A 24,880-nucleotide genomic window follows, 5' to 3' on the forward strand; every position below is an offset into this window, starting at 1 on the left:
AACCCACTGACTACACAAGGAGAAAATCATGAAACACCTGATGCGCTGTCATGCGGCCACCGTGTGGCTGCTGACCGTCTCCCTGCCCGCCCGGCTCGCACCGAGTGATGACCACCCGGATCGGGGGGACGTACCCGGCTGGGTCATGCTTACGCTCATGTCCGCGGTGCTGGTGGCGGGGTTGTTGCTGATCGCCCGGCCCGCCTTGGAGGGGCTGTTCCAGGATGCCATCAACCGCGTCTCGGGCCTCTGACCCCGCGCTCGACCTGGACGCCGGCAACGCGGTGGCCGAATACGTCATGGTCCTCGCGCTCGCGATCGTGCTGTTCGGCCTCATTCTGCAGGTGGGATTCGCGCTGCACGTGCGCAACACCCTGATCGACGCCGCCGCGGCCGGGGCCCGGTACGCAAGCCTCGCGGACCGCACCGACGAGGACGGCATCGCACGCACGCGCGGGATCATCACCGACACCGTGGGCGCGAGGTATGCGCGGGACATCTCTGTGTCCCGAACCAGCGTGGGGTCACTGCCGGCGGTCGAGATCCGTGTGGTCTCGCCCCTGCCGGTCGTGGCCACGCTGGGCCCGCCGCGCGCGCTGGAGGTGAGTGGGCATGCGGTCGACATGGATTCGTGAGGTCCTCGCGCGGCGCGGTTCCGGGGACGATCCGGACCGGGGGAGCGCGATCGTGGAGTTCATCGGACTGGGCCTGATATTGCTCGTGCCCGTGATGTACCTGGTGGTCACGGTGGCCCGGGTCCAGGCGGGCTCGCTCGCCGTGGTCGCGGCGGCGGACCAGGCGGCTCAGGCCGTGTCCGTTCTCGAGGCCAAGGACCTCAATCGCGTAAGGGTGCACGACGTCGCCGCCGTCGCGGCCCAGGATCACGGTTTCGACCCGCGGGACCTCGCTGTCACGGTGAGCTGTTCGGACGGGACGTGTGAGACACCCGGTTCGGTGGCCCGGGTCCACGCCACCGTCACCGTGGAACTCCCCATGATGCCGGGGTTCGTCACGGCCAGGATCGCCACGCTGTCCTCGGACGTCACCGTGATCGCGGGGCGGTACTCATGATGCGCGCGATGCTATCCGGCCGCGACGTGATGCGGCCCCTCATCGGTATCCCGACTGCGCAGATCGACGACCTCGACGGGCCGCGGCCACACGAGTGCCCGGCGCAGGGGACGAGCCAGGACCGCGATGAACCGCATCGTGCGAACCCCGAGGATCCTGACTCCGGACAGACCACGATCGTGATGATCGGTTTCGCCCTGGTGACTCTGCTCCTGGTGGTCACAGTCATGGCGATCACCAGCGTGTACGTGGGGGAGCGGCAACTTCAATCGCTCGCCGATCGGGCGGCGGGGGCCGCCGCGGACACGTTCACGAACGTGGACCGCTCCGGTTCGGGTCCGCCCACACCCATCCTCACGAACGGGGCGGTGGCCGCCTCGGCCACGAGTTACCTGGGAACCGTGGGGGCTTTCCACGATGTCAGCGGGCTGTCCCTCGCGGCGCCCACGGGATCGGCGGACGGGACGACCGCCCAGGTCACGCTCTCGGCCGTGGTGCATCCGCCGGTGGTCAACGTATTCATCCCCGCGGGTGTCCCGATCAGCGCCACGGGGGACGCGCGAGCCGTCATGCAGCGGTGATTCACATCACCCGGTTTGCCGTCTGACCAGAGGTTTCACAGGTGACGTGTTGTGTACCGTTGACGCGTCACTGGCGGAGTGACTTTCCGCGATAAGTAGGACTGCCATGACCGACGCTCCGACCACCACGACCGACACCGCACGCGCAACCTCCTGGGCCGTCGTCCAGCACGACGGCGCTCCCTCGGTGTCCGTGGGCCTCCTGATCCTGCGCCTGGGCCTGATGCTCCCAACGGCCCGATGACGGGTGCCGTCACGAGTGACGCTCCGCCATGAGCGAGGCCCCGCTACAAGCGAGGTGTCGCTATGAACCACGCACCGCTAGGAGCACGGCCACGCTACGCGTGAGGCACCGCACTGAATGAAGCACCGATATGACGAAGACACGGCCGGGAGATTCCCGGCCGTGCCTTCGTCACATCGCAGTAGGCATGACTCAGCGGCGCAGCATACGCAGCAAGCGACCGGCGGTGGCCACCCGGCGGTATGCGGCCACGGGAGGCACCACGCCGATGAGGCGGCGGGTGGCCTGGCGGCGCACGGTGGAGCGCAGCACCTGACGCAGCACGGGGCCCAGGGTGGATCGGGAACGGCTCATGACAAGACGACCTTTCGAAGGAGGGGATCAGTACTGTTCGTGGTTCCGTGGCAGGACCGCGGAGGTGTCGAACGCTTCTCGCTGGCTCACGGTACCGGTGCGGTCGATCACCGTGACGTGCTGCGCGGAACCGCGCTGCGAACCGCCGGTGATGTCCGCACCCGAATCGGCGACCACGTTGATGAGCTTCACCGTGGGACCCACGTGCACGTCGTCGAGCAGCACGGAGTTGCGCACCACGGCCCCGGCCTCGATCACGCAGTTCTGGCCGATGATCGAGTGTTCCACGGTGCCGGCCACACGCGCCCCGGGGGCCACGTACGAGCGGGAGACCGCGGCGTCGTCGGTGATGAACGCGGGCGGGGGAGCAACCTGGCCGCTCCAGATGGGCCATGCGGGATCGTCGAGGGTCGCGCCGTCGCCGTCGATCAGCTGCATCTGCGCGGTCCAGTAGGACTGGACGGTCCCGAGATCCATCCAGTACCCCAGGTGTCGGTGCTCGACCACCCGGTGGTGTTCCAGGACGTAGGGGATGAGGTCCTCGCCGTAGTCGCCCAGCTCGCCCAGTTCGGACTGCAGGGTGTCCAGCGCCGACAGCAGCACGTCCGTGGAGAAGAGGAACATCTCACCGGCCACAAGGTTGCCCTTGGGCTCCTCGGGCTTGTACGCGAACTCGGTAACCTGGCCGGCTTCATTGGTGCGTACCACGCTGTAGCGGGAGGGATCCTCGGGGACTTCGGTGGTGACCATGGTCAGATCAGCGCGCTTGGTCAGGTGGGTGTCCACCACGGACCGGAAATCGATCGTATAGAGGTGGTCCGCGGAGAGCACGAGGACCAGATCCGGGTCCGCCTCACGGATGATCGTGCTCTGGCGGTAGATGGAGTCCGAGTTGCCGCTCGCGAAACCCTCGCCGTGGGACCCCTCGTAAGGCGGCAGGATCTGCAGCCCGCCGTGGGAGCGGTCCAGGTCCCACGGGCGACCGCCGGCCATGTAGGCGTTGAGGTCGTGGGGCAGGTACTGCTGCACCATCCACACGTCCGGGATGTGCGAGTGCGCCAGGTTGGACAGGGACACGTCGATCAAGCGGTACGTGCCGCCCACGGGCAACGCGGGCTTGACCACGTAATCGGTCAGGGCGCCCAGTCGAGACCCCTTGCCTCCCGCCAGGATGAGTGCGAGTACGGTGGGGCGTTCCATCGGCGGGCTCCTCAGCAGTGGGGTCGAAGGGAATCCTACCGACTCACGGACCCGGGGGCCATGACGTAAAGTGATGTGTCATGGCCTCCATTGACTACGCTGCAGAAATCCGTGCCCTCCGAGCCACCTACGACTCCGTGGCGGCGGTCAGCGACGTCGAGTCCATGAAGAAGCAGATCGCCGTCCTGTCCGAGCAGGCCGCGGCCCCGGACCTGTGGGACAACCCGGACGAGGCCCAAAAGGTCACCTCGCAGCTCTCGCACCAGCAGAGCAAGCTGGACCGGCTCAGGAAGATCTCCGGGCGCATCGACGACCTCGAGGTCATGGTGGAACTCGCGGAGGAAGAGGACGATCAGGACACCCGGGACGCCGCCGCGGAGGAACTCGAGTCCATCCGCAAGGCGCTGTCCGAACTGGAGATCCAGACCCTGCTGGCCGGCGAGTACGACGAACGCGAGGCCGTGGTCACCATCCGCTCGGGCGCCGGTGGTGTGGACGCCGCGGACTTCGCGGAGATCCTCATGCGCATGTACCTGCGCTGGGCGGAGCGCCACGGGTACCCCACCAAGGTCCTGGACACCTCCTACGCGGAAGAGGCGGGTCTGAAGTCGGCCACGTTCGAGGTCAAGGCGCCCTACGCGTTCGGGACCCTGTCCGTGGAGGCGGGTACGCACCGGCTCGTGCGGATCTCTCCGTTCGACAACCAGGGGCGGCGCCAGACGTCCTTCGCCGCGGTGGAGGTCATCCCGCTCATCGAGTCCGACGACACGATCGAGATCCCGGAGTCCGAGCTGAAGGTGGACGTGTTCCGCTCCTCGGGTCCCGGTGGTCAGTCCGTGAACACGACCGACTCCGCGGTGCGCATGACCCACATCCCCACGGGCATCGTGGTGTCCATGCAGAACGAGAAGTCGCAGATCCAGAACCGCGCGGCCGCGCTGCGCGTGCTGCAGTCCCGCTTGCTGCTGTTGCGCCAGCAGGAAGCGGACGCCAAGAAGAAGGAGATGGCGGGGGACGTGAAGGCATCCTGGGGTGACCAGATGCGCTCGTACGTGCTCAACCCCTACCAGATGGTCAAGGATCTGCGCACCAACTACGAAGAGGGCAATCCCAGTTCCGTGTTCGACGGCGGGATCGACTCGTTCATCGACGAAGGCATTCGCTGGCGCGCGGACGCCCGCCAGCACGACGAGGACTAAGGGCTCCACGCCGCACGACGACGCCGCCCCGCCCGGCAGGTGCCCCGCGCACCCCGGGCCGGGACAGCGGCGTCGTCCCCGGCGGGACCCGGTGAAGGAAGAACAGGCCGATGGCCAAGAAGAACGCTGATGACGGCCGCCAGATCGTGGCCAACAACAAGAAGGCGCGCCACGACTACAACATCTACGACACCTACGAGGCCGGACTGGCGCTCATGGGGACCGAGGTGAAGTCGCTGCGCATGGGGCGGGCGTCCCTGGTGGACGCGTTCTGCCAGTTCGACAACCGCGGCGAGCTGTGGCTCGAACACGCCCACATCCCGGAGTATCTGCAGGGCTCGTGGACCAACCATTCCGCGCGGCGGCGGCGCAAGCTGCTGTTGCACCGCTCCGAGCTGGATAAGATCGCGGGCAAGACGCGCGAGGCCGGTTACACCATCATTCCGCTGTCCCTGTACTTCGTGCACGGCAAGCGCGTGAAGGTGGAGATCGCGGTGGCCCGCGGCAAGCGCGAGTACGACAAGCGTCAGACCCTGCGCGAGAAGCAGGACAACCGCGAGGCCCAGCGCGCCATGCGCTACCGCAACATGCGCGGTTGAGCCCTTCGACTCACGGCGTCCCGGCCGGTACCTCCAGTGCGAGGTGCCGGCCGGTCCAGTTCCTGCGCAACCAGCGGTCGTGGGAGGCCACGAGCACGGTCCCCGGGTAGTCGGGCACCGCCGCCTCGAGCTGTGTGGCGAGCACGAGTGAGAAGTGGTTGGTGGGCTCGTCCAGCAACAACACGTGCGGCGGGTCCGCGAGCAGCACCGCCAGGGCGAGCCGACGCCGCTGCCCCACGCTGAGCTCACCGACCCGCCGGTTCTCGTCCCGCCCGGCCAGCAGGCCGAACGTCCCGAGGGGAACGGTCTCCGCGCGACTCTCTCCCACGAGCTCATGGTAGATGTGGGCCGCCGTGCGCTCCGGGTCGGCGCCGGGCAGTGTGGCGTCCTGGTCCAATAACCCCACGCGTACGCCGGGTGCGACGTGCACGGAACCGCGCGTGGGTTCCAGTCTCCGGGCGAACAGGCTCAGCAGGGTGGATTTGCCCACGCCATTGGAACCCGTGATGAGCCACGACTCACCCGCGCTCACGGCCAGGGATACGGGTGCCATCCGTCCCGCGACCTCGGCCGCGGAGGCAGTCAGTACCGGACCCGTGCCGTGCAGTGCGGCCTCCGATCCGGACAAACCCGCGGTGAGTCCCTGGAAGCACAGCTCCCGGGGTGGCCTGCGGATCTGCTCGTCCTCGACGGTGCCCAGGCGGGTCCGTGCCACGACCGCAGGGTCGCGCGCAGGAATTCCGTGGCGGCGTCGTCCAGGTGGTTCGTGGGTTCGTCGAGCAGCAACACGTCCGGGGTGGAGAGCAGCAGCCAGGCCAAGGACAGCCGTGAGCGCTGTCCGCCGGACAGGGCATACGTGGACCGGTCACGATCCACGCCTCCCAGGCCGAGCCCGTCCAGGGTGACGTCGATGCGGGTGTCCACCTCCCACGCGCCGATCCGTTCGGCAGTGTCCAGGGCGGCGGCGTACGCGGCGGCTGCGCCCTCGTCCTCCGGGGCGCGGGCGAGGGCGTCAGCTGCGCGGTCGACGACGGATGCTGCGTCCCGCACGGTCCGCACCGCCGACTCCACGGCCTGGGCCACGGTGTCGTGCGGCGCGAAGGGGGGTTCTTGGTGCAGCAGGCCCACGCGCAGCGGATCGCCGAGGCCGACGGCGCGGACCTCACCGGCGTCGGGCGCGCGCAGGCCCGCCATGATGCGCAGCAGGGTGCTCTTGCCGGAACCGTTTTCTCCGATCAGACCCGTCGGATCACCCGCGGTCACGGAGAAGCTGATGTCCGTGAGCACCCGGTGGGAGCCGTAGGAGGCGGAGATGCCGGACACGCGGATGTGCGCGGCCGCATTAGGGGTGGCGGGAGAATGCGGGGGATGAGCCATGGGTGTCCTCGGATAGCCGGGATCCCCGCCGGGCAGCGGCCACGGGCGCGGGGAGGTCGAATGACTCATCGGAACATGCGTTACACCCTAGGGCATCCCGCGGGGGAGGGCCAGGGCAGTGCGGCACAGGGGTTGTCGGCGGTAGTCGGCGCCGGGGTGGTGGGGGCGTGCCGTTCTCCGAGCCTGTTCCCGGAGCCTGGGCCTTGGGGTCGTGGGGTCCGGCGCACGGGAGGCTCGGTGATTGGGGCTCGGGATGCGGGGACCCATGACGAGTTGACGGTGCGGGCGGTGCGGGCGTAGTCTGATGTGTCCACGCGCGGGCGAGTCACTGAGATCCGCTGGCACGTGGAAGCTCATTGAAAAATGAATATGGGGATGATCGGTTTCGACGATGTGAGTTGAGACAGGGGAAGCGGGTCGAGGACGCAGAGTTATCTCGTAAACGCTCTCTGTAAAACAATAAGTGCCAAATCCAAGCGCACTGACTTCGCTCTCGCTGCGTAAGTAGCGACAGCAGTCTGGCAGCCCAGGTTCACCTTCGACCTGGATCCTGCCATCAGCTAGAAGGTCACTGCTGCGGACGCAGGTTACGGGCGTTCGTGGGACTCTTACGTAACTGAGTTCGGCGGTCACTCGTGTGCGAGATGACCGGAACTGAGAAACCTGTAAGCACACTGCACCCGGAGAAGCCCTGACAATGCTGCATCGGACGGGGGTTCAATTCCCCCCATCTCCACTGTCGTCCTGTCCCAGGACGTGAGAAGACCCTGAACCAATGGTTCAGGGTCTTTTTGTTTGCCTGAGCCCGGGAACATCTGAGTCCCGAAAAAGCACGCGGCCGATGGCTCCGAGTGCGTTATCGGGACATATTTGTGTCCAGGGGTCCGCGTTCGGAGGGGCAAGCACGGGAGCCCGGCGGACCCGAGGCCCATGTCCGCATGCGTGCCCGACCGGCGGGAGTCCTCGGGCCTAGGGTGGAGGCAGGACGGACCCCACAGTCCCCAGTCCTTCGGCACGCGTTCACCGTGCGGGTGGAAATGGCCGCACCCCTGACCGTGGGCCGGACCGCCGCCGGGACACGCGGGGTCGCACCGATCACCGGCGGCGCAGTGACCGGTCCTCGCGGCTCCGGGCGTGTGCTGCCCGTGGGAGCCGATTACCAGGTGGTTGGTACCGAGATCCCCTGGCTCGAGGCCAAGTACGTCCTGGAACTCGCCCACGGTCACCTGGTCTACGTGGACAACCGCGCCGTGCGGGTGGCCAGCGCGGAGGGCTCCCGGGCCATCGCTCAGGGGATCCCGGTGGACCCACAGCGGGTGTACTTCCGATGCGCGCCCGTGCTCACCGCGGACGAGGACGGGCCGTGTGCGTGGCTCAACCGCACCGTGTTCGTGGGATCGGGGGAGCGGGACCCGGACTGTGTCCGCCTGGAGATCTCTGCGGTGCAGTGAGGCGTGGAGAAGTGCGGTGAGGTGGGCCGACCTTACCTGGGGGCGGAGGTCCCTGGCAGGGACCTTCCGCACCTTGCAGCGGTGGTCCCGGGCCTGTGCAGTCCGCACATGGAACGAGGACCAGGACCCACGCCCGCGTCCCGGGAACGTCTGTGCTGCGATAAAACCGTGTACCGGCCGGTACATGTGCGTGGTGCAGCACAGTGGTTCAAGGCGGCCGGAAGGGGCGTGCCCGAGCGGGATGGGCTGGGGCGTCCCCCGGTGTTCCCGGCGCGATGTGGAAGACTTGAGCCGGAAACCCATCATCGAAACCGAGAGGTAGGCGCTTCCATGAGTGAGCGGTCCAACGATCAGTCGGGTTCGTCCTCGGCCTCCCACCGGGACCAGCCGCAGTACGGTCAGTACTCCGACGGCCGGGTTCAGAGTGCGGGCGGGACGCAGCAGCCCGAGTACGGCCAGTACAGCGATCCGTCCGCTCAACAGGGCGGCCAGGGTTACGGGAACGACGCCTCCCAGGCCGGCGGCTACGGCACCACCGGCCAGTACGGCACGTCCGATCAGTACGGCTCGTCCAACCAGTACGGCGGTGACGACCAGTACGGCCAGTCCGGTCAGCAGTCCTACGGCGGCCAGGCTTACGGTAATCATGGCTACGGCAACCAGGGCTACGGCGCCGGCGGCTACCCCCAGCAGGGTTACGGCGTCCAGGGCCAGGACACCCAGGGTGGCTACCCCACGCACTACCAGAACGAGTACAACCAGGGTGGTTACGACAACCAGGACGGCTACGGCAACCCCTACGCTCCGGTGCCGGGCCGCGGGCTGGGCATCGCCTCACTGGTGCTCGGTATCCTGGGCATCCTCACGTTCTGGCTCGCCGGTCTGGGCGGTGTACTGGGCCTCGTGGGCCTGATCCTCGGCATCATCGGCGTGGTCAAGATCCGTAAGTCGCGCCGTGGTTCCCCGGCACTCGCGGTCGTGGGCATCGTACTCTCCGCACTCGCGCTGCTGGGAGGCATCCTGATGGCCGTGCTGTTCGCCTGGGTCTTCGGTCAGGCCGCCGACTGCATGGACCTCGCGGTGGCCGGAAACGACGCCGCGTACCAGGAGTGCGTGGAGAACGCCCTCAACGATTCCTTGAACTCCTGAGGTCCCCGCGGGTGATCCCGCCCCCCGGATGAGACGAACGAGCCCGGTGTCACGCACGTGACACCGGGCTCGTTCAGTCCTGGGGGGCGCCGGTACCGAGGACGTCCAGAGCGGCGTCGTGCAGGAGACCGTTGCTGGCCAGGGCGTTGTCCCCGAAGGGACCGTCCTGCCCGGCCAGGGACGTGAAACGCCCGCCGGCCTCGGTGACGATGGGCACGAGCGCAGCCATGTCGTAGAGGTTGAGTTCGGGTTCGCACGCGAGGTCCACCGCGCCCTCGGCGACCATGCAGTAGGACCAGAAGTCCCCGTAGGCCCGCGTGCGCCACACGGAATCGGTGAGCTCGATGAACTGCTGGCGTACACCCAGATCCCGCCATCCGCTCAGGGACGAGTAGGACAGCGATGCGTCCGAGAGCTGGGTGACTGAGGAGACCGACAAGCGCGTGGCCTGCGAGAGTGAGCGCCCCGTGAAGGCCCCCGACCCGGCGGCGGCCCACCAACGGCGGTTGAGCGCCGGCGCGGACACCACGCCCAACACCACCTCACCGTCCTCGATCAAACCGATCAGCGTGGCCCACACGGGTACGCCGCGCACGTAGTTCTTGGTGCCGTCGATCGGGTCGATCACCCACTGGCGGCCGCCCGAACCCGTGGTCCCGAACTCCTCACCGATTACGGCGTCCCGATTGCGTACGCGCCCCAGTTGCGCGCGGATCACTTGTTCGGCCTCGCGGTCCGCGTCCGTCACGGGGGTGAGATCGGGTTTGGTCTCCACGGTGAGGTCCTGGGACTTGAACCGTTTCATGGTCAGTCCGTCCACGGAATCCGCGAGGATGTGGGCCAGGCGGAGGTCGTCCGTGTAACTGCTGGGTGCACGCATGCGTCTACGTTATCGCTTGTCCGAGCTGCTTCTCGCTGTCCCCCCGCTGTGTCTGCCCGCGCGACGCCGCGAGCAATCTGCGTAGCGATTCGAGCCGCTGCGGGGCCGCCGGGGAGGCCCCCGGGCGGTGCACCCACGCGTCCAGCGCGCACCCGGGGGAATCCTCCGTGTGCAGGCACCCGCGAGGACAGTCCGCGGTGGCGGGGACCAGGTCGGTGAACGCGTTGAGCAGTTCCTCCTCGGGCACGTGGGCCAGACCCAGGGAACGGATCCCGGGGGTGTCCACGACCCAGGTCCCGGGGCGGGTTCCGGGCACCGTGAGGGCGCGCGCGGAGGACGACGTGTGCCGGCCACGGCCCGTGACGTCGTTGACGCCGCCGGTGGCCCGCTGCGCTCCCGTGAGGGCGTTGACCAGCGTGGACTTGCCCACGCCGGAGGGCCCCAGGAACACGCTCACATGACCGTCCAGCAACGACCGCAACCGCTCAAGAGAATCGGGGGACACGGCCAGGGACTCCTCGTGGATGCCGGCCTCGGGTCGTTCGCCACGGTCGGTCGCGCGCTGCGTGCTGAGGGTGATCACGTCCAGGTCGTGGAGGTAGTCCAGGAACTCCGTGGGATCGGCCAGATCGGACTTGGTCATGCACACCACGGGGGTGATTCCCGCGTCCCATGCCGCCACCAACCCGCGGTCCACGAATCCCGTGCGGGGGGTGGGAGAGGCCGCCGCGAGCACGAGCACGAGCCGGTCCGCGTTCGCCACGATCACGCGTTCCACGGGATCGGTGTCATCGGCACTGCGACGCAGCACGGTGGTGCGCGGTTCGATCCGCACGATGCGTGCCAGGGTGTCCGGGGCACCGGTGACGTCACCCACGACGCCCACGAGATCCCCGGGCACGATGGGCCGGCGCCGCAGCTCCTTGGCGCGCACGCACGTCACCGTGCGCGGTTGTTCCTCGTCCTCTCCCACCACGCACGTGTACCGGCCGCGGTCCACGGCCACCACACGTACGATCACGGCGTCCTCGTGCGTGGGCCGCTGCTTGGTGCGAGGGCGGGAGCCGCGCTTGTTCGCGCGGATCCGGACGTCGGACTCGTCCCAGGTCCTGCGGGCCACTGCGTCAGGAACCCCGCTGCACGAGGCGGTCCCACATGCCCGGGAAATCGGGAAGTGTCTTGGCGGTGGTGGCGACGTTCTCCACCCGGATCCCGGGCACGCGCAGGCCCAGGATGGCTCCCGCGGTGGCCATGCGGTGGTCGTGATAGCTGTGGAAGACTCCGGCGTGCAGCTCAGCGGGGGCGATCAGAAGTCCGTCCGCGGTCTCCTCCACGTTCCCACCCAGCGCGTTGAGCTCGGTGCTCAACGCGGCGAGCCGATCGGTCTCGTGCCCGCGCAGGTGGGCGATACCGCGCAGCACGGAGGGACCGGTGGCTAGCGCGCAGATCGCGGCCACGGTGGGCGCGAGCTCGCCGGCTTCCGAGAGGTCCAGGTCCACCCCGGCGATCTCGTCCGGACCGGTCACGGTGAACGTGCCGCCCTGCACACGGACGTCCGCGCCGAACAGGGGCAGGATCCGCCGCCACTGGTCCCCGCCCTGCGTGGTGTGGGCGGGCCAGTCGGGGATGCTCACGGTCCCGCCCGTGACCACGGCCGCCGCCAGGAACGGTCCGGCGTTGGACAGGTCCGGTTCCATGGTCACGTCCAGGCCGGCGACGTCGCTCGGGCTGACCCGCCACGCGGCGTCACCGATGCGCTCGGCGGCCACACCGGCGTCGCGCAGCACGGACACGGTCATGTCCACGTGCGGTAGTGAGGGCACACCGGAGCCGCCCTTGTGGTGCAGTACGAGCGGGGAGTTGAAGCGCACCGCGGAGAGCAGTAGCGCGGAGACGAACTGGGACGAGCCGCTCGCGTCGATCGTCACGGTGCCCCCGGTCACCGATCCGGTGCCGATGACGCGCAACGGCAGCGTGCCCCGGCCGTCGTCCTCGACGGACACGCCGAGCTCGCGCAACCCCGCGATCACGGGACCCATGGGTCGGACGCGCGCTCCGGCGTCGCCGTCGAAATCCACGACCCCGGAACATAGCGCCGCCAGGGGCGGGACGAAGCGCATCACGGTACCCGCAAGACCGCAGTCCACGGTCACGGGCCCGGTGAGAGTATGCGCGCGGGGCAGGGGGGTGATCCGCAGATCCGGACCGAACGGCCCCGGGTCCGGCAGCGCTTCGATCACCGCGCCCAACTGCTCGAGCGCGGTGATCATGAGCCTGCTGTCACGCGAGTGCAACGGCTTGCGCAGCACGGACGGTTCATCCGCGAGGGCCGCGAGGACCAGATACCTGTTGGTCAGGGACTTGGAACCGGGGACGGCCACCGTGCCTCTCACGGCGGCCCCCTCCGAGAAGGGGGCCCGCCAGTGAGCGGCATCCAGGGCTTGCGGTTCGCCGTTGCTCGGCATCACGTGGGGCGGTGCTCCTAGTTGGAAACGGCGTCCTGGACGGCCTTCTCGGCCTGCTCCAGCTTCTTCTTGGTGTCCTTGCCGACCTTGACCGCGTTCTTGCGGACGTCGTCGGCGAGGTGGCTCGCGCGCCACACGAGGGACGGGTTGCCCGAAGTGTCCACGGCCGCGATCATCACGGCACCCAGCAGGGACACGTTCTTGAGCAGGTCCGACCGGCGGGCGGCCTTGCCCTCGGTGGTGCTCGCGTCCGCGGAGCGGTATTGGGTGTAGCCGTTGAGCGCGGTGGTGCCGAGCAGAACGGTGGACGACAGGCGCGGGAGCTTGCTCGCGGCGAGCAGCGACGCCGCGACGACCTGGGCGGCGGCGATGCCCTGCGCGACCTGAGCGCGGTTGGCGGTCACGGGGCGCACCTGCGGGGCGGTGCTCTCGAGGGCCTTGAGGACCGGGTCCAACTGCTTCGCGGCAGCGGACGAGTTGCGGAACGCGTTGACGCCCCCGGCGATGTAACCGGTGGCGAGCAGCGGGCGGGCGAGACGACGAACAATGCTCATGGTTCTCCTCCTTACGGCCCCGGCATCTCCGGGTACGCACTGTAGCCATCCTATCGGCCCGAGTTCGCGCCGCCGCCGGGAATACTGGCACGGCGCGTGCGTGTTATCCACGGTGTACAGAAGCGCCACATATGTGACGTAACACTCGGCAACGACCAGGGAAGTGGGTGACGGCGGAGGATGACGGCCCCCACCTTAGACTGGGACGTGATGAACGATCAGCGAACTCACGATTCCCATTCGGTGGAACACCCCGAAGAGGTGCCCGCCGGAGCGGAAACCACTCAGCAGCGCCGTGAGCGTTTCGAACGCGACGCCATGCAGTACGTGGACCAGCTCTACGCCGCGGCATTGCGCATGACCCGCAACCCGTCCGATGCCGAGGACCTAGTGCAGGAGGCCTACACCAAGGCGTTCTCCGCGTTCCACCAGTACAAACCGGGGACCAATCTCAAAGCCTGGTTGTACCGGATCCTGACCAATACGTACATCAACCTGTACCGCAAGCGGCAACGCGAACCGCGCCAGGCCAACACGGACACCGTGGAGGATTGGCAGCTGCACCGCGCGGAGTCGCACACCTCCACGGGACTGCGTTCTGCGGAGGCGGAGGCGTTGGACCACCTGCCGGACTCAGACGTCAAGCGAGCCCTGCAGGAGTTGCCCGAGGAGTTCCGTCTGGCGGTGTACTTCTCGGACGTGGAGGGATTCGCATACAAGGAGATCTCCGAGATCATGGACACGCCCATCGGAACCGTGATGTCCAGGTTGCACCGTGGCCGCAAGCTTCTGCGCGAGAAACTGGGCAACTACGCCCAAGAACGAGGATTCGACACGTCCAAGGTCCAGAAGAAGATCAAGGACGGCGCACGAGCGAAGGATCGAGGCTAGAGCATGACCGCGAAACCGTGTGACAACGGCTGCACCGACGAACGCATCCAGCGGATCTACGAGTACCTGGACGGGGCACTGACCACCGAGGACCTCGAGGAGATCCACGCGCACCTCACGGACTGCGCCGACTGCGAGCGCGAGTACAACCTGGAGTGCGTGATCCGCTCCGTGGTGAAGCGTTCGTGCTGCGAGACCGCGCCAGACGAGCTCAAGCGCTCGATCCTCGCGCGCATCGACGCCCAGTGCAACGAGCACCCCGCTGCCTAAGGACCGCCCGGCGCCGGTACCGGGCGGGATGAGTCGCCGACGGCGCCCAGCGGCGTGAGTGCTCAGCCGCGCAGGGAACCGGGGAACGAAGTACCCGATGACGCGGATCCCGCGGACAGAGCGAAGCCCCCGTGACCGATGACGGTCACGGGGGCTTCGTGATGCGTTCGCCGAACCTCAGGAATTGGGCCGCTTGCCGCGGTTTGCCGAGTTCTTGCGACGATCCTTGCGCTTACGTCCACGCTTGCTCATGATGTACCTCCTGCGATGATTGGCTGGGACATCGTCTGTCAGTATGTCACATTCCGGGCGGTGCTCATGCCACCGCTCCGGTGCCGCCCATGCCATAGGGGTGCCCCCGGACCCTGCGGCCAGCGCCGCGGGTGGTGTCACCCGGAACCCCTGCCCCGCATTGCGGCCGGTCGCCGCGGTCGCCACGGCGAGAGGCGAGAGCCTCAGCGCGGCTCGGGCAGCTGCAGCCAGTCGTACCACCCGCGGTGCAGCACAAGCCACGCGATGAGCCCGTAGCCGGCCTGACCGGGGTTGCCGTGGTTGGCGGCGAGGTCCTTGCGCCACTGCTCGTGGTGCTGCAGGGGGTTGAACGTGTCCACGTACACGTGGTTGCGCCGCGTGGTCACGTCCCCGTAGGCCGCGGAGAGGTCCGCGATCTTGCGGTTGCGCTGCGGGTCCAGGGTGGGCGGGGGACCCACCACGAGCACCTTGGTGTTGTTCTGGGTGGCCTGGTCCACGATGTTGGCCATGTTCAGCCGGGACCGGGCGGAGGTGATCCCCAGGTCGATGTCCAGGGCGGACGGTGCGATCACCAGACGGTTGTCGCACGCGGGATCGAAGCGGCGGGAAGCCTCCGCGAACCAGTGGTCGTTGAGGGTCTCACTGCCCTGACCAGGCGCGGCGAGATTGTAGGCGTCCACGGGAACCACGTCTCGGGGGGTGCGCGCCATGACTCGTCCGAACCAGCCGAGCGCGCGGGGGTCGTCCACGCCGGCCAACAATTCGTCTCCCACGGCCACAATGCGGATCCTGCGTTGGTCCACTCTTCTTACATCCTTCGCTAGCTGGGACCCGGGGGGCCGTCTCGCGACGGCCCCCCGGGCGGATCATGCCCGGTGATAGGGCGGGGGCGTACGACGCCGCGCAGCTCGCGGTACCGTGCGCCGGGCGGCACTCACTCGCCGCGGGCGAACGCCTGCTGCACCAGGGTCTCCAGCTCCGCCGTGTGGCGCTTGGCCGAGCCGTTGGCGGGGGAGGCCGAGGCGGGGCGAGACGCGAGCGTGACCGGGCGGTCCAGCTGCGGCACGAGGTTCACGGCCATGAACGGCCACGCACCCTGGTTGGCGGGTTCGTCCTGAGCCCACAGGATCCGGGCCTCCGGGTAGCGCGCCAGCTGTTCCTTGATCTCGTCCACGGGCAGCGGGTAGAGCTGCTCCACGCGCACGATCGCGGTGGAGTGGTCGTCCGACTTCTTCTGCTGGGTCACGAGGTCGTAGTACAACCGACCGGAGACCAGGATGACGTCGGTGACCTTGGCGTCGTCGAGCCCGGCGGTGTCCGGGATGACCGTCTGGAAGCCGCCCTGCGTGAACTCCTCCACCGGGGACGCCGCGGCCTTCAGTCGCAGCAGCTGCTTGGGCGTGGCCACGATCAGCGGCCGGCGCGGGCGCGAGTACGCCTGGCGGCGCAGCAGGTGGAAGTGGTTGGCCGGGGTGGAGGGCTGGGCCACGATCATGTTCTTCTCCGCGCACAGCACCAGGAAGCGCTCGATGCGCGCGGAAGAGTGGTCGGGTCCCTGGCCCTCGAAGCCGTGCGGCAACAGCATCACCAGGTTGGAGCGCTGACCCCACTTCTGTTCCGCGGAGGAGATGAACTCGTCCACGATGGTCTGCGCACCGTTGGTGAAGTCACCGAACTGCGCCTCCCACACCGTGAGCGCCTCGGGGCGTTCCACGGAGTAGCCGTACTCGAAGCCCAGCACGCCGTACTCGGAGAGCAAGGAGTTGTAGATCGAGAACCGTGCCTGGTCCGCGGAGAGGTGGTTCAGTGGGGTCCATTCGGCACCGTTCTCGGCGTCGAAGAACACCGCGTGGCGCTGCGTGAACGTACCGCGGCGCACGTCCTGACCGGACATCCGCACCGGGACACCGTCCATGAGCAGCGAACCGAAGGCCATGAGCTCGCCCATGCCCCAGTCGATCCCGCCCTCGCGCGTCATCTCGCGGCGCTTCTCCGCGAGCTTGTGCAGCTTGCGGTGCATCGTGAAGCCCTCGGGCAGGTCCACGTAGGCGTCACCGATGCGGTGAGCCGCTTCCTCGGAGATGGCCGTGGTCTTGGGCACGGACACCCCGGAATCGGCCTGCTGCGCGGACGGCCGCTCGATGTTGGCGATCGCGGCGGCATCCCCGGTCACGAGCGGGACCGTGGAGGTCTGGGCCTCATGGGTCTCGGCGAAGACCCGCTCCAGGCGCTCCTGGTAGTCCTTCAGAGCGCGGTCCGCTTCTTCCTGCGTGATGTCCCCGCGGCCCACGAGGTTCTCGGTGTAGACCTTGCGCGTGGAGCGCTTGCCGTCGATCAGGGAGTACATCAACGGCTGGGTCATCGAGGGGTCGTCGCCCTCGTTGTGCCCGCGGCGGCGGTAGCACACCAGGTCGATCACGACGTCGCGCTGGAACCGCTGGCGGTACTCGAACGCGAGCTGTGCCACACGGGCCACGGCCTCGGGATCGTCCGCGTTGACGTGGAAGATCGGGGCCTGCACGGTACGCGCAACGTCCGTGGAGTACGTGGACGTGCGGCCCGCAGAGGGCGCGGTGGTGAAGCCCACCTGGTTGTTGACCACCACGTGGATGGTGCCACCCACGTTGTAGGCCTCGAGCCCGGACATCTGCATGACCTCGTAGACGATGCCCTGTCCGGCCATCGCGGCGTCACCGTGGACCTGGATGGGCAGCACGGGGTACTCACCGTTACCCTCCGGCCCGGCGCCCAGCACGTCCGTCTTGGCGCGGGCGATGCCCTCGATCACCGGGTCCGCGGCCTCCAGGTGGGAGGGGTTCGCGGCCAGGTACACCTGGGTCTCATTGCCGTTGTCGGAGGTGAACACGCCCTCGGTGCCCAGGTGGTACTTCACGTCACCCGAGCCCTCGGCGGCGCGCGGGTCCTGGCTGCCCTCGAACTCGCGGAACACCTGGGCGTAGGACTTCCCGGCGATGTTGGTCAGCACGTTGAGGCGGCCGCGGTGGGCCATCGCGATGCCCACACCCGCGAGGGAAGCATCCGCGGCCTCGGAGATGATCGCGTCCAGCAGCGGGATCAGGGACTCGCCGCCCTCCAGCGAGAAGCGCTTCTGACCCACGTATTTGGTCTGCAGGAAGGTCTCGAAAGCCTCGGCGGCGTTGAGTCGCTCGAGGATGTGGAACTGCTCCTCGCGCGCGGGCTTCTGGTAGTCACGCTCGAGCTTGGACTGGAACCATTCGCGCTGCTCGGGCTCCTGGATGTGCATGTACTCCACGCCCACGGTGCGGCAGTAGGCATCCCGCAGCCGACCCAGGATTACGCGCAGCGTGAGCAGGCTCTGGCCGCCGAAACCGCCGGTGGGCCACTCGCGCTCCAGGTCCCACAGGGTGAGCCCGTAGGTGCGGATGTCCAGGTCCGGGTGCTTGCGCATCACGTACTCGAGCGGGTTGGTGTCCGCCATGAGGTGACCGCGCACGCGGTAGGAGTGGATCAGCTGCTGGATCCGGGCGACCTTGTTGATCTGGATCTCGGGGTTGACCTGGTTGTCCACGGCCCAGCGGACGGGCTCGTAGGGGATGCGCAGGGCCTCGAAAATGTGGTCGTAGAAGTCCTCGCCGCCCAGCAGGTAGTGCTCCACAAGCTTGAGGAACTCACCCGAACCGGCGCCCTGGATCACGCGGTGGTCGTACGTGGACGTCAGGGTGATGACCTTGGAGACCGCGTTGCGCGCGATCGTGCGGGGGGAGGCACCCTTGTACTCGGCGGGGTAGTCCAGCGCACCCACGCCGATGATGCACGCCTGGCCCTTGGACAGTCGCGGCACCGAGTGCACGGTGCCGATGCCACCGGGGTTCGTCAGGGACACCGTGGTGCCCGCGTAGTCCTCCATGGTCAGCGCGCCATTGCGCCCGCGCTTGACGATGTCCTCGTACGAGGTCCAGAACTGCTGGAAGGACATCTCTTCCGCACCCTTGATGTTGGGCACCACCAGGTTGCGGGAACCGTCCTTGTTGGGGATGTCGATCGCGATCCCGAAGTTCACGTGCGCGGGGTGCACCGCGGCGGGCTTGCCGTCCACCTCGTCGTAGATCACGTTCTGGGACGGGAAGTTGGCGAGCGCGCGGATCACGGCGTAGCCCACGAGGTGGGTGAAGGACACCTTGCCACCGCGGTTACGGGCCAGGTGCGAGTTGATCACCAGGCGGTTGTCGATCAGCAACTTGGCGGGCACCGCGCGCACCGTGGTGGCGGTGGGCACGGTCAGAGAGGCGTCCATGTTGGCGGCCACGGCCTTGGCGGGACCGCGCAGCTTGACCACGGTGTCCTCGGCGGGTTTGTCCTGGCTCTTGTCCTTCGCACGGTCCTCCGGCTGTGCCCGGATGGGGCGCTTGGTTCCGGAGCCCTCGCTGGTCTCGGTCTCGGTGTCCACGCCTTCGGGTCGTCCCTTCGCCTTGGATCCGGTGGTCGACGGCGCCGGGGACTTGGCCCGCTGCGCCTTCCTGGGCGCCTCCGCGCCGGCACCGGAGGTGTTCTGCTCGGTCTTGGATGAGGTTGACGCCGTCCCGGAGGCGGCCTTGTCCGCGGACGTCTTGGCGGCGGCGTCGTCGCGCCGTACAGCGGGGCGATCACCCTCGGACGTGCGCGCAGCCGCCCCCTGGGACGGGGCGGCCGCTGAGGTCTTGGTGTCGGAGGTCTGGGTATCGGACTGGTCGTCGCCGGCCATCTGTTCGAAGATGGGCCACCACTTCTTGTCCACCGAGTTCTTGTCCGCCTGGTACTTGTTGAACAACTCGTCCACGAGCCATTCGTTGCCGGCAAATTCTTCAGGGATAAGGTGACGCGGCTGGTCTGGCACTAGTGATACGCCTCTTCCATCTGTGCTGGGTGTCCCGGGCGGCGAGCTGGTCCTTGCGGCCCTCGTGTGGCTCCCACGGAGCTTACCGGCCGCGGGACTTGCGAACTGGCTTCGCGCACGCAAAGCCGTACCGGTTTTTCAGTCTAGTGAGGCATCTGGGCGGTTGCCACCTACCCGCCCGCCCGCGGGTGCGCCCCGCCCGCCGGCTCGCGGCGAGCACGTAGACTCTCCTCTTGTGCGATTCCTGACGACACCCACCACGGACCTGACCTACAATGACGTCTTCCTGGTGCCCTCGATGTCCCGGGTGACCTCCCGGTTCGACGTCGATCTGACCCCCGCGGACGGCACCGGTTCCACCATCCCGCTCGTGGCCGCGAACATGACCGCGGTGACCGGGCGGCGCATGGTCGAGACCATGGCCCGGCGCGGCGGTCTGGGCATCCTGCCCCAGGACATCCCGCTGGACGTGATCGCGGAGGTGACCTCGTGGGTCAAGCAGCGCTCGCCGCGCTACGAGACCCCCGTGGTGATGCACCGCAGCAACACCGTGCACGACGCCCTGGGGATCATGCACAAACGCCCCCACGGCGTGGTCATCGTCGTGGACGCGGACGAGCACTACGCCGGCATGGTCCTGGACTCCGACTGCCGGGACGTGGACCGCTTCACCCAATTGGGGGACCTGGCGCATTCGGAGGGCCCCGAGTTCCAGGACAGCGACTTCCCCGTGGACTCCGACCCGGACGTGTTGCGCGCCGCCTACGAGACGATGTCCGCCGCGCGCGTCAACGTGGCCCCGGTGCTGCGCGGACGCGAGGTCGTGGGCATCCTGACTCACCAGGGCCTGGTGCGTTCCACGATCTACGCACCCGCCCTGGACGACGACGGCCGGTTGCGCGTGGGTGCCGCGGTCGGAATCAACGGGGACGTCTCCGGCAAGGCCGAGCAATTGCTCGAGGCCGGGGTGGACGTCCTCGTGGTGGACACCGCCCACGGTCACCAGATCAAAGCGTTGGAGGCCGTGTCCGCCGTGCGGGCTCTGGACCCCCGGGTGCCGATCGTGGCCGGCAACGTGGTCACCGCGGACGGCGTGCGAGACCTCGCGGGCGCGGGTGCGGACATCATCAAGGTGGGCGTGGGCCCCGGGGCTATGTGCACCACGCGCATGATGACCGCCGTGGGTCGCCCCCAGTTCTCCGCCGTGGTCGAATGCGCGGAGGCCGCGGCCGATCTCGGCAAGCACGTGTGGGCCGACGGCGGGGTCAAGCACCCGCGCGACGTTGCCCTCGCGCTCGCGGCCGGCGCGAGCCAGGTGATGGTCGGATCCTGGTTCGCGGGCACGCACGAGAGCCCCGGTGAGATCAACATTGACGCCAACGGGCGCGCCTACAAGGAGTCCTTCGGGATGGCCTCGGCGCGCGCCGTGCGCCACCGCACTGCCGGGGAGGACCGCTTCGCGCGGGCCCGCAAGGCCCTGTTCGAGGAGGGCATCTCCAACTCCACCATGTACCTGGACCCCCAGCGCCCCGGCGTGGAGGACCTGCTGGACCACATCACCTCCGGGGTGCGCAGCTCCATGACGTACGCCGGTGCGGCCACGCTCGAGCAGTTCGCGACGCGCGCCGTGGTGGGCATCCAGTCCCAGTCCGGGTACGACGAGGGCCGCCCCCGCTCCGAATCCTGGGCCTGAGCGGCCCGTTCTCACCACGCCCCTTATTGAGAATGGTTCATGATATGCTCACGCACGGCTACATGACATTGATTCTCATTGCCGGGAGCCGGGGGCCGGACGAGGGAGATGGACGATGACCGCAGGGCGCAGCGTGCGCAAGGGTAGGACGAGCGTGTTGGGCGCGGGCGTGGTGGTGGGTCTCGCGCTCGCCGGGTGTTCGAGCGGGACCGCGTCGGACGCGCAGGGTTCGCCCGGTGCGGGGAAGATCGCCGTGGTCACCTCCACGAACGTCTACTCGGACCTCGCGTCCCAGGTGGGTGGCGACAAGGTCTCCGCGACCCCCGTGATCGACTCGAGCGCCCAGGACCCCCACTCCTACGAGGCCACCCCCCAGGACCGGCTGAAGGTGGAGAAGGCGGACGTCGTGGTGTGCAACGGGGGTGGGTACGACCAGTTCATGACCGATCTGGCCTCCGACGGCCAGCACGTGGTGGACGCCGTGGAGGCCTCCGGTCTGCAGCGAGAAGAGGACGCGCACGACGACCACGACCACGGCGCCGGACACCACCACGGCGACTTCAATGAGCACGTGTGGTACGACGTCGAGAGCATGCAGATGGTCGTGGACCGCATGGCCGAGCAGCTCGGCCAGGTGGACCAGCAGAACGCCGAGTACTACCGGGACAACGCCGCGCGCGTGAAGAACGAGCTCGGCACGGTCGAACAGAAGGTCGAGGGGATCAGGGCCTCGGGCGGATACATTGCGACCGAGCCTCTGCCCGGGTACCTCCTGCAAGACGCCGGCCTGCACGACGAGACCCCGCAGGCGTTCACCGAGGCCATCGACGCCGGCTCCGACGCCGCACCCGCGGTGCTCAACGACACCCTCGGGCTCGTCAAGGGCAGCGACGTGAAACTGCTCGCCCTCAACAAGCAGACCTCCACGGGGCAGACCGACCGGTTGCGCTCGGCCGCCGGGGACGCCGGCAAGCCCGTGGTGGAGTTCACCGAGACCATCCCGGACGGGCTGAACTACCAGCAGTGGATGACGCAGAACGCGGACCGCGTGGCCCACGGGCTCCAGAAGTAGGGACATGAACGCACCCCAATCCGCACCCGAGGTGGCCGCCCGTTCCGGGGCCGACGACGCCGTCGTCCGGCTCAGGGACGCGCGCCTGGACTTCGGGGACCGCACCCTGTGGTCCGGTCTGGACCTGGACGTCGCCCCGGGGGAGTACCTCGCGGTCCTGGGCTCCAACGGGACCGGCAAGACGAGCTTCCTGCGCGTGCTGCTGGGGCTGCTCCCGCTCACGAGCGGGACCGTACGCGTCAACGGGACCCGTCCGCGGGCCGCCGCCGCCCGCGTGGGGTACGTGCCCCAACAGCGCGGCTTCCCGGCGCGCACGCCGCTGCGGGCCCGGGACCTCGTGGCGCAGGGCGTGGACGGGCACCGCTGGGGGATCCGACTGCATCCACGCCGCGTGCACCGCACCGTGGACGAGTTGCTCGAACGCGTGGGTGCCACCGACTACGCGGACGCCCCCGTGGGCGTGCTGTCCGGGGGTGAGCAACAGCGCCTGCGCGTGGCCCAGGCGCTCGCCGCGGACCCCACGCTCGTGCTGTGCGACGAGGCCCTGCTGTCCCTGGACCTGCATCACCAGCACGTGGTGAGCGAACTCGTGCACGAACAACGTGAACGCAGCGGGTGCGCCGTGGTCTTCGTGACCCATGACGTGAACCCGATCATCGAGCACGTGGACCGGATCCTCTACCTGGCCAACGGCTCGTTCCGGATCGGCACGCCGGAGCAGGTGCTGCGTTCGGACGTGCTCTCCGAGCTGTACGGGACCCGCGTCGAGGTGCTGCGCAGCAACGGTCGCATCCTCGTGGCCGGGCGTCCGGACAGCTCCCACCACACCGATTCCCCGGAGGAGCTGATCCTGTGAGCCTAGCCGCGATCGACTGGAACTCATTGTTCGGTTCCGTGTTCGTCTTCGACAACTACGGCGAGCTGCTGTCCCTGCTGCGTAACTCCGTGTGGGCGGGCGCGGTGCTTGGCTTGGTGGGCGGGCTCGTGGGCACGTTCGTGATGATGCGCGATCTCGCGTTCTCGGTGCACGGGATCGCGGAGCTGTCCTTCGCCGGTGCCGCCGCGGCCCTGTTGGTCGGCTCCGATGTGGTCACCGGGTCCCTCGTGGGGTCCGTGCTCGCCGCGCTCATCATGGGGTTCATGGGCCTGCGCGCGCGGGAGGGCAACTCGTTCGTGGGCGTGCTCATGCCCTTCGGCCTGGGACTCGGGATCCTCTTCCTGTCCCTCTACGAGGGCAGATCCTCCAACAAGTTCTCCTTGCTCACGGGCCAGATCGTCTCCGTGTCCTCCCTGCAGTTGACGTCGATGATCGTGCTGTCCGTGGTGGTGCTCGCCACGCTGCTTGTGGTGTGGCGGCCGCTGACGTTCGCGAGCACGGACCCGCTCGTGGCCCGGGCCAAGGGGCTGCCGATGCGCTCGTTGGCGATCGTGTTCATGGTCGTGCTGGGGATCTCGGTCGCGATGTCCGTGCAGATCGTGGGCGCGCTGCTCGTGCTCGCGCTTCTGATCACCCCGGCCGCGGCGGCCATGAACCTCACCTCGAGTCCCGCGCGCACCGTGGTGCTCTCCGTGGTCTTCGCCGAGCTCGCCATGGTGGGCGGGATCCTCCTGGCGCTGGGCGGCAACGTCCCGATCAGCCCGTACGTCACGACCATCTCGTTCGTCGTGTGGCTCGTCTCGCGGTGCGTGCGCGCGGTGCGTGAGCGCTCGTCGTCGTATCGCCGTTCGACACCGCGGTCGACGACGCCGCTCGGCGCCGGTCGCGCGGTTCAGAGCAGGACGCGCACCGCGGCGGGGAGCACCTTGAGCGAGGCGGGCAGCGGACCCAACCGTTCGCCGTCGCCGTAGGCCGCGTCCCGCGGCTCGGAAGGGATGCCGTGGGCCGCGATGGTCGCGGTCGTGGCGGGCACCACGGTGACCTCCCGTAGGGATTCGTGCGTGCCCAGGAACAAGCGGGGGAATAGCCACGCGAGCCGCAGCGCGCCCACGTCGGAGACCATGAACAGCTCACCCGAGCCGTCCGTGGGATCCGCGCGGGGAACGATGGTCAGCCCGCCCCCGATCGACGAGGTGTTGGTCAGCGCCAGGAAGGTCAGCGTGCAGTCACTCACGTGGCACGCGCCGTCCGGGCCGGTCCAGCTCAGGTCGTAACGCCGCGCGCGCATGGAGAAGGCCTCCACGGCGAGCGCGGCGACGTACTTGACCGAGTGCGTGACGCTGGACCAGCGGTTGGCGCGCGCGTTCACGCGGGCGTCGAGGCCGAGGCACACCGCGGTCGCGCACACGTGGTGGCTGCCGTCCGCGCACGTGACGTGCACGAGGTCCATGCTGCGTTCGGGGGACTCGAGTCCGCGCAGCACCCGGCCCGCAGCGCGTTCGACGTCCCCCACGGGTACACCGTGGAACCGGGCCAGATCGTTGCCGGAACCGGCCGGGATCAGTCCGAACGGGAACTCGACGCCTTGCTCGCGCAGCCGGTTCAGTGACTGCAGGACCAGGTGGACCATGCCGTCTCCGCCGACCGCGACGACCGCGGCGATCCGGGTGGACGCGTTGCGCAGGGTCGCGGTGAGATCGCGGGAGAGGGCCTGGGCGGTGGCAGCGCTGAGCGGTCGGGGGTCGTAGCCGCCGGCCCGCAGGATGCCCACGGCGCGCTCGCACGCATTCCGGCCCACGAGGGAGGCGCCGTTGTGGACGAGCAGGATCTCGCGGCGTGACATCCG

Annotated in this window: 26 protein-coding genes and 1 other RNA gene; 16 read left to right on the forward strand and 11 right to left on the reverse strand. The window is 68.5% G+C overall.

Annotation, left to right across the window (positions count from 1 at the left end):
- Nucleotides 1–28: 28 nt before the first annotated feature.
- The 5 genes from RF637_RS05585 to RF637_RS05605 all read left to right on the forward strand — a co-directional run bounded on the left by RF637_RS05585 (nt 29) and on the right by RF637_RS05605 (nt 1,896).
- Entirely contained in the window at nt 29–253 is a 225-nt protein-coding gene (locus tag RF637_RS05585; protein WP_094067118.1) for a hypothetical protein, read from the forward strand.
- Nucleotides 225–635: a TadE/TadG family type IV pilus assembly protein gene (locus tag RF637_RS05590; protein WP_368844354.1), complete on the forward strand. Its 411-nt coding sequence runs from the start codon at nt 225–227 to the stop codon at nt 633–635. Before RF637_RS05585 ends, RF637_RS05590 begins: the two co-directional genes overlap by 29 nt.
- The gene (locus RF637_RS05595) at nt 613–1,071 is read left to right on the forward strand and encodes a hypothetical protein (protein WP_368844355.1); all 459 of its coding nucleotides are present in this window, start codon (nt 613–615) and stop codon (nt 1,069–1,071) included. Before RF637_RS05590 ends, RF637_RS05595 begins: the two co-directional genes overlap by 23 nt.
- A gap of 8 nt (nt 1,072–1,079) precedes the next feature.
- Nucleotides 1,080–1,652, forward strand: coding sequence for a pilus assembly protein TadG-related protein (locus RF637_RS05600; RefSeq protein WP_368844356.1), 573 nt, complete (start codon nt 1,080–1,082; stop codon nt 1,650–1,652).
- A 106-nt stretch (nt 1,653–1,758) separates the two neighbouring features.
- Nucleotides 1,759–1,896, forward strand: a complete 138-nt coding sequence (locus RF637_RS05605; protein ID WP_186313762.1) for a hypothetical protein — start codon at nt 1,759–1,761, stop codon at nt 1,894–1,896.
- A 192-nt stretch (nt 1,897–2,088) separates the two neighbouring features.
- Here the strand turns inward: RF637_RS05605 and RF637_RS05610 are convergent, their stop codons facing one another.
- Nucleotides 2,089–2,250: a hypothetical protein gene (locus RF637_RS05610; protein ID WP_368844357.1), complete on the reverse strand. Its 162-nt coding sequence runs from the start codon at nt 2,248–2,250 to the stop codon at nt 2,089–2,091.
- Nucleotides 2,251–2,277: 27 nt separating this feature from the next.
- Nucleotides 2,278–3,450 carry a glucose-1-phosphate adenylyltransferase family protein gene (locus RF637_RS05615; protein WP_368844358.1) on the reverse strand — a complete coding sequence of 391 codons (1,173 nt, stop codon included), beginning with the start codon at nt 3,448–3,450 and terminating at the stop codon, nt 2,278–2,280.
- Nucleotides 3,451–3,530: 80 nt separating this feature from the next.
- Between RF637_RS05615 and prfB the strand changes: the two genes are divergently transcribed.
- Nucleotides 3,531–4,649 (forward strand): peptide chain release factor 2, encoded by a 1,119-nt coding sequence (gene prfB / locus RF637_RS05620; RefSeq protein ID WP_064845828.1) that lies wholly within the window; start codon nt 3,531–3,533, stop codon nt 4,647–4,649.
- A 110-nt stretch (nt 4,650–4,759) separates the two neighbouring features.
- A complete protein-coding gene (gene smpB / locus RF637_RS05625; RefSeq protein ID WP_055085472.1) occupies nt 4,760–5,248 on the forward strand; it encodes an SsrA-binding protein SmpB in 489 nt (162 codons plus the stop codon).
- Between the two features lie 10 nt (nt 5,249–5,258).
- Here smpB and RF637_RS05630 read toward each other — a convergent pair whose 3' ends face one another.
- Together RF637_RS05630 and RF637_RS05635 are read right to left on the reverse strand one after the other, a co-directional pair.
- On the reverse strand, nt 5,259–5,801 hold the full coding sequence (locus RF637_RS05630; RefSeq protein WP_368844359.1) for an ATP-binding cassette domain-containing protein: 543 nt from the start codon (nt 5,799–5,801) through the stop codon (nt 5,259–5,261).
- A 29-nt stretch (nt 5,802–5,830) separates the two neighbouring features.
- Nucleotides 5,831–6,625, reverse strand: coding sequence for an ATP-binding cassette domain-containing protein (locus tag RF637_RS05635; protein ID WP_368844360.1), 795 nt, complete (start codon nt 6,623–6,625; stop codon nt 5,831–5,833).
- Nucleotides 6,626–6,996: 371 nt separating this feature from the next.
- Between RF637_RS05635 and ssrA the strand changes: the two genes are divergently transcribed.
- The 3 genes from ssrA (at nt 6,997) to RF637_RS05650 (ending at nt 9,225) form a co-directional block, all read left to right on the forward strand.
- Nucleotides 6,997–7,364, forward strand: a transfer-messenger RNA (tmRNA) gene (gene ssrA / locus RF637_RS05640).
- Between the two features lie 199 nt (nt 7,365–7,563).
- Entirely contained in the window at nt 7,564–8,076 is a 513-nt protein-coding gene (locus RF637_RS05645; RefSeq protein ID WP_368844361.1) for a DUF3237 family protein, read from the forward strand.
- Nucleotides 8,077–8,406: 330 nt separating this feature from the next.
- A complete protein-coding gene (locus RF637_RS05650) occupies nt 8,407–9,225 on the forward strand; it encodes a DUF4190 domain-containing protein (RefSeq protein WP_144930671.1) in 819 nt (272 codons plus the stop codon).
- Nucleotides 9,226–9,298: 73 nt separating this feature from the next.
- Here the strand turns inward: RF637_RS05650 and hisN are convergent, their stop codons facing one another.
- The 4 genes from hisN to RF637_RS05670 are packed head-to-tail and all read right to left on the reverse strand — an operon-like array spanning nt 9,299 to nt 13,124.
- Nucleotides 9,299–10,105, reverse strand: a complete 807-nt coding sequence (hisN, locus tag RF637_RS05655) for a histidinol-phosphatase (protein WP_144930673.1) — start codon at nt 10,103–10,105, stop codon at nt 9,299–9,301.
- Nucleotides 10,106–10,109: 4 nt separating this feature from the next.
- A complete protein-coding gene (gene rsgA / locus RF637_RS05660) occupies nt 10,110–11,225 on the reverse strand; it encodes a ribosome small subunit-dependent GTPase A (protein ID WP_085106370.1) in 1,116 nt (371 codons plus the stop codon).
- Between the two features lie 4 nt (nt 11,226–11,229).
- A complete protein-coding gene (gene aroA, locus RF637_RS05665) occupies nt 11,230–12,570 on the reverse strand; it encodes a 3-phosphoshikimate 1-carboxyvinyltransferase (protein WP_368844362.1) in 1,341 nt (446 codons plus the stop codon).
- 17 nt (nt 12,571–12,587) lie between these two features.
- Nucleotides 12,588–13,124: a DoxX family protein gene (locus tag RF637_RS05670; protein WP_167318337.1), complete on the reverse strand. Its 537-nt coding sequence runs from the start codon at nt 13,122–13,124 to the stop codon at nt 12,588–12,590.
- 210 nt (nt 13,125–13,334) lie between these two features.
- Here RF637_RS05670 and RF637_RS05675 point away from each other — a divergent pair, with 210 nt between their 5' ends.
- Both RF637_RS05675 and rsrA read left to right on the forward strand, forming a co-directional pair.
- Nucleotides 13,335–14,015, forward strand: a complete 681-nt coding sequence (locus RF637_RS05675; RefSeq protein ID WP_085106386.1) for a sigma-70 family RNA polymerase sigma factor — start codon at nt 13,335–13,337, stop codon at nt 14,013–14,015.
- 3 nt (nt 14,016–14,018) lie between these two features.
- A complete protein-coding gene (gene rsrA / locus RF637_RS05680) occupies nt 14,019–14,285 on the forward strand; it encodes a mycothiol system anti-sigma-R factor (protein WP_085106368.1) in 267 nt (88 codons plus the stop codon).
- Between the two features lie 455 nt (nt 14,286–14,740).
- On the opposite strand, the gene RF637_RS05685 is transcribed toward rsrA, so the two are convergent.
- Both RF637_RS05685 and RF637_RS05690 read right to left on the reverse strand, forming a co-directional pair.
- Nucleotides 14,741–15,340, reverse strand: coding sequence for a GDSL-type esterase/lipase family protein (locus tag RF637_RS05685; RefSeq protein WP_085106367.1), 600 nt, complete (start codon nt 15,338–15,340; stop codon nt 14,741–14,743).
- A 131-nt stretch (nt 15,341–15,471) separates the two neighbouring features.
- Entirely contained in the window at nt 15,472–19,392 is a 3,921-nt protein-coding gene (locus tag RF637_RS05690; RefSeq protein ID WP_368844363.1) for a multifunctional oxoglutarate decarboxylase/oxoglutarate dehydrogenase thiamine pyrophosphate-binding subunit/dihydrolipoyllysine-residue succinyltransferase subunit, read from the reverse strand.
- A 235-nt stretch (nt 19,393–19,627) separates the two neighbouring features.
- On the opposite strand from RF637_RS05690, the gene RF637_RS05695 reads away from it, so the two are divergent.
- The 4 genes from RF637_RS05695 to RF637_RS05710 all read left to right on the forward strand — a co-directional run bounded on the left by RF637_RS05695 (nt 19,628) and on the right by RF637_RS05710 (nt 24,005).
- Complete coding sequence (locus RF637_RS05695; RefSeq protein WP_085106365.1) at nt 19,628–21,085, forward strand: GuaB1 family IMP dehydrogenase-related protein; 1,458 nt, start codon at nt 19,628–19,630, stop codon at nt 21,083–21,085.
- A 115-nt stretch (nt 21,086–21,200) separates the two neighbouring features.
- Nucleotides 21,201–22,157, forward strand: a complete 957-nt coding sequence (locus RF637_RS05700) for a metal ABC transporter solute-binding protein, Zn/Mn family (RefSeq protein ID WP_368844364.1) — start codon at nt 21,201–21,203, stop codon at nt 22,155–22,157.
- A gap of 4 nt (nt 22,158–22,161) precedes the next feature.
- Nucleotides 22,162–23,013, forward strand: a complete 852-nt coding sequence (locus RF637_RS05705; protein WP_368844365.1) for a metal ABC transporter ATP-binding protein — start codon at nt 22,162–22,164, stop codon at nt 23,011–23,013.
- Nucleotides 23,010–24,005, forward strand: coding sequence for a metal ABC transporter permease (locus RF637_RS05710; protein ID WP_144998083.1), 996 nt, complete (start codon nt 23,010–23,012; stop codon nt 24,003–24,005). Before RF637_RS05705 ends, RF637_RS05710 begins: the two co-directional genes overlap by 4 nt.
- Here the strand turns inward: RF637_RS05710 and RF637_RS05715 are convergent.
- On the reverse strand, nt 23,927–24,877 hold the full coding sequence (locus tag RF637_RS05715; RefSeq protein ID WP_368844415.1) for a diacylglycerol kinase family protein: 951 nt from the start codon (nt 24,875–24,877) through the stop codon (nt 23,927–23,929). The two genes, RF637_RS05710 and RF637_RS05715, sit on opposite strands and share 79 nt — an antisense overlap.
- Nucleotides 24,878–24,880 lie beyond the last annotated feature (3 nt).

Origin of the sequence: Kocuria sp. CPCC 204721 (assembly GCF_040980945.1) — a bacterium.
GTDB classification, from domain to species: Bacteria; Actinomycetota; Actinomycetes; order Actinomycetales; family Micrococcaceae; genus Kocuria; species Kocuria marina.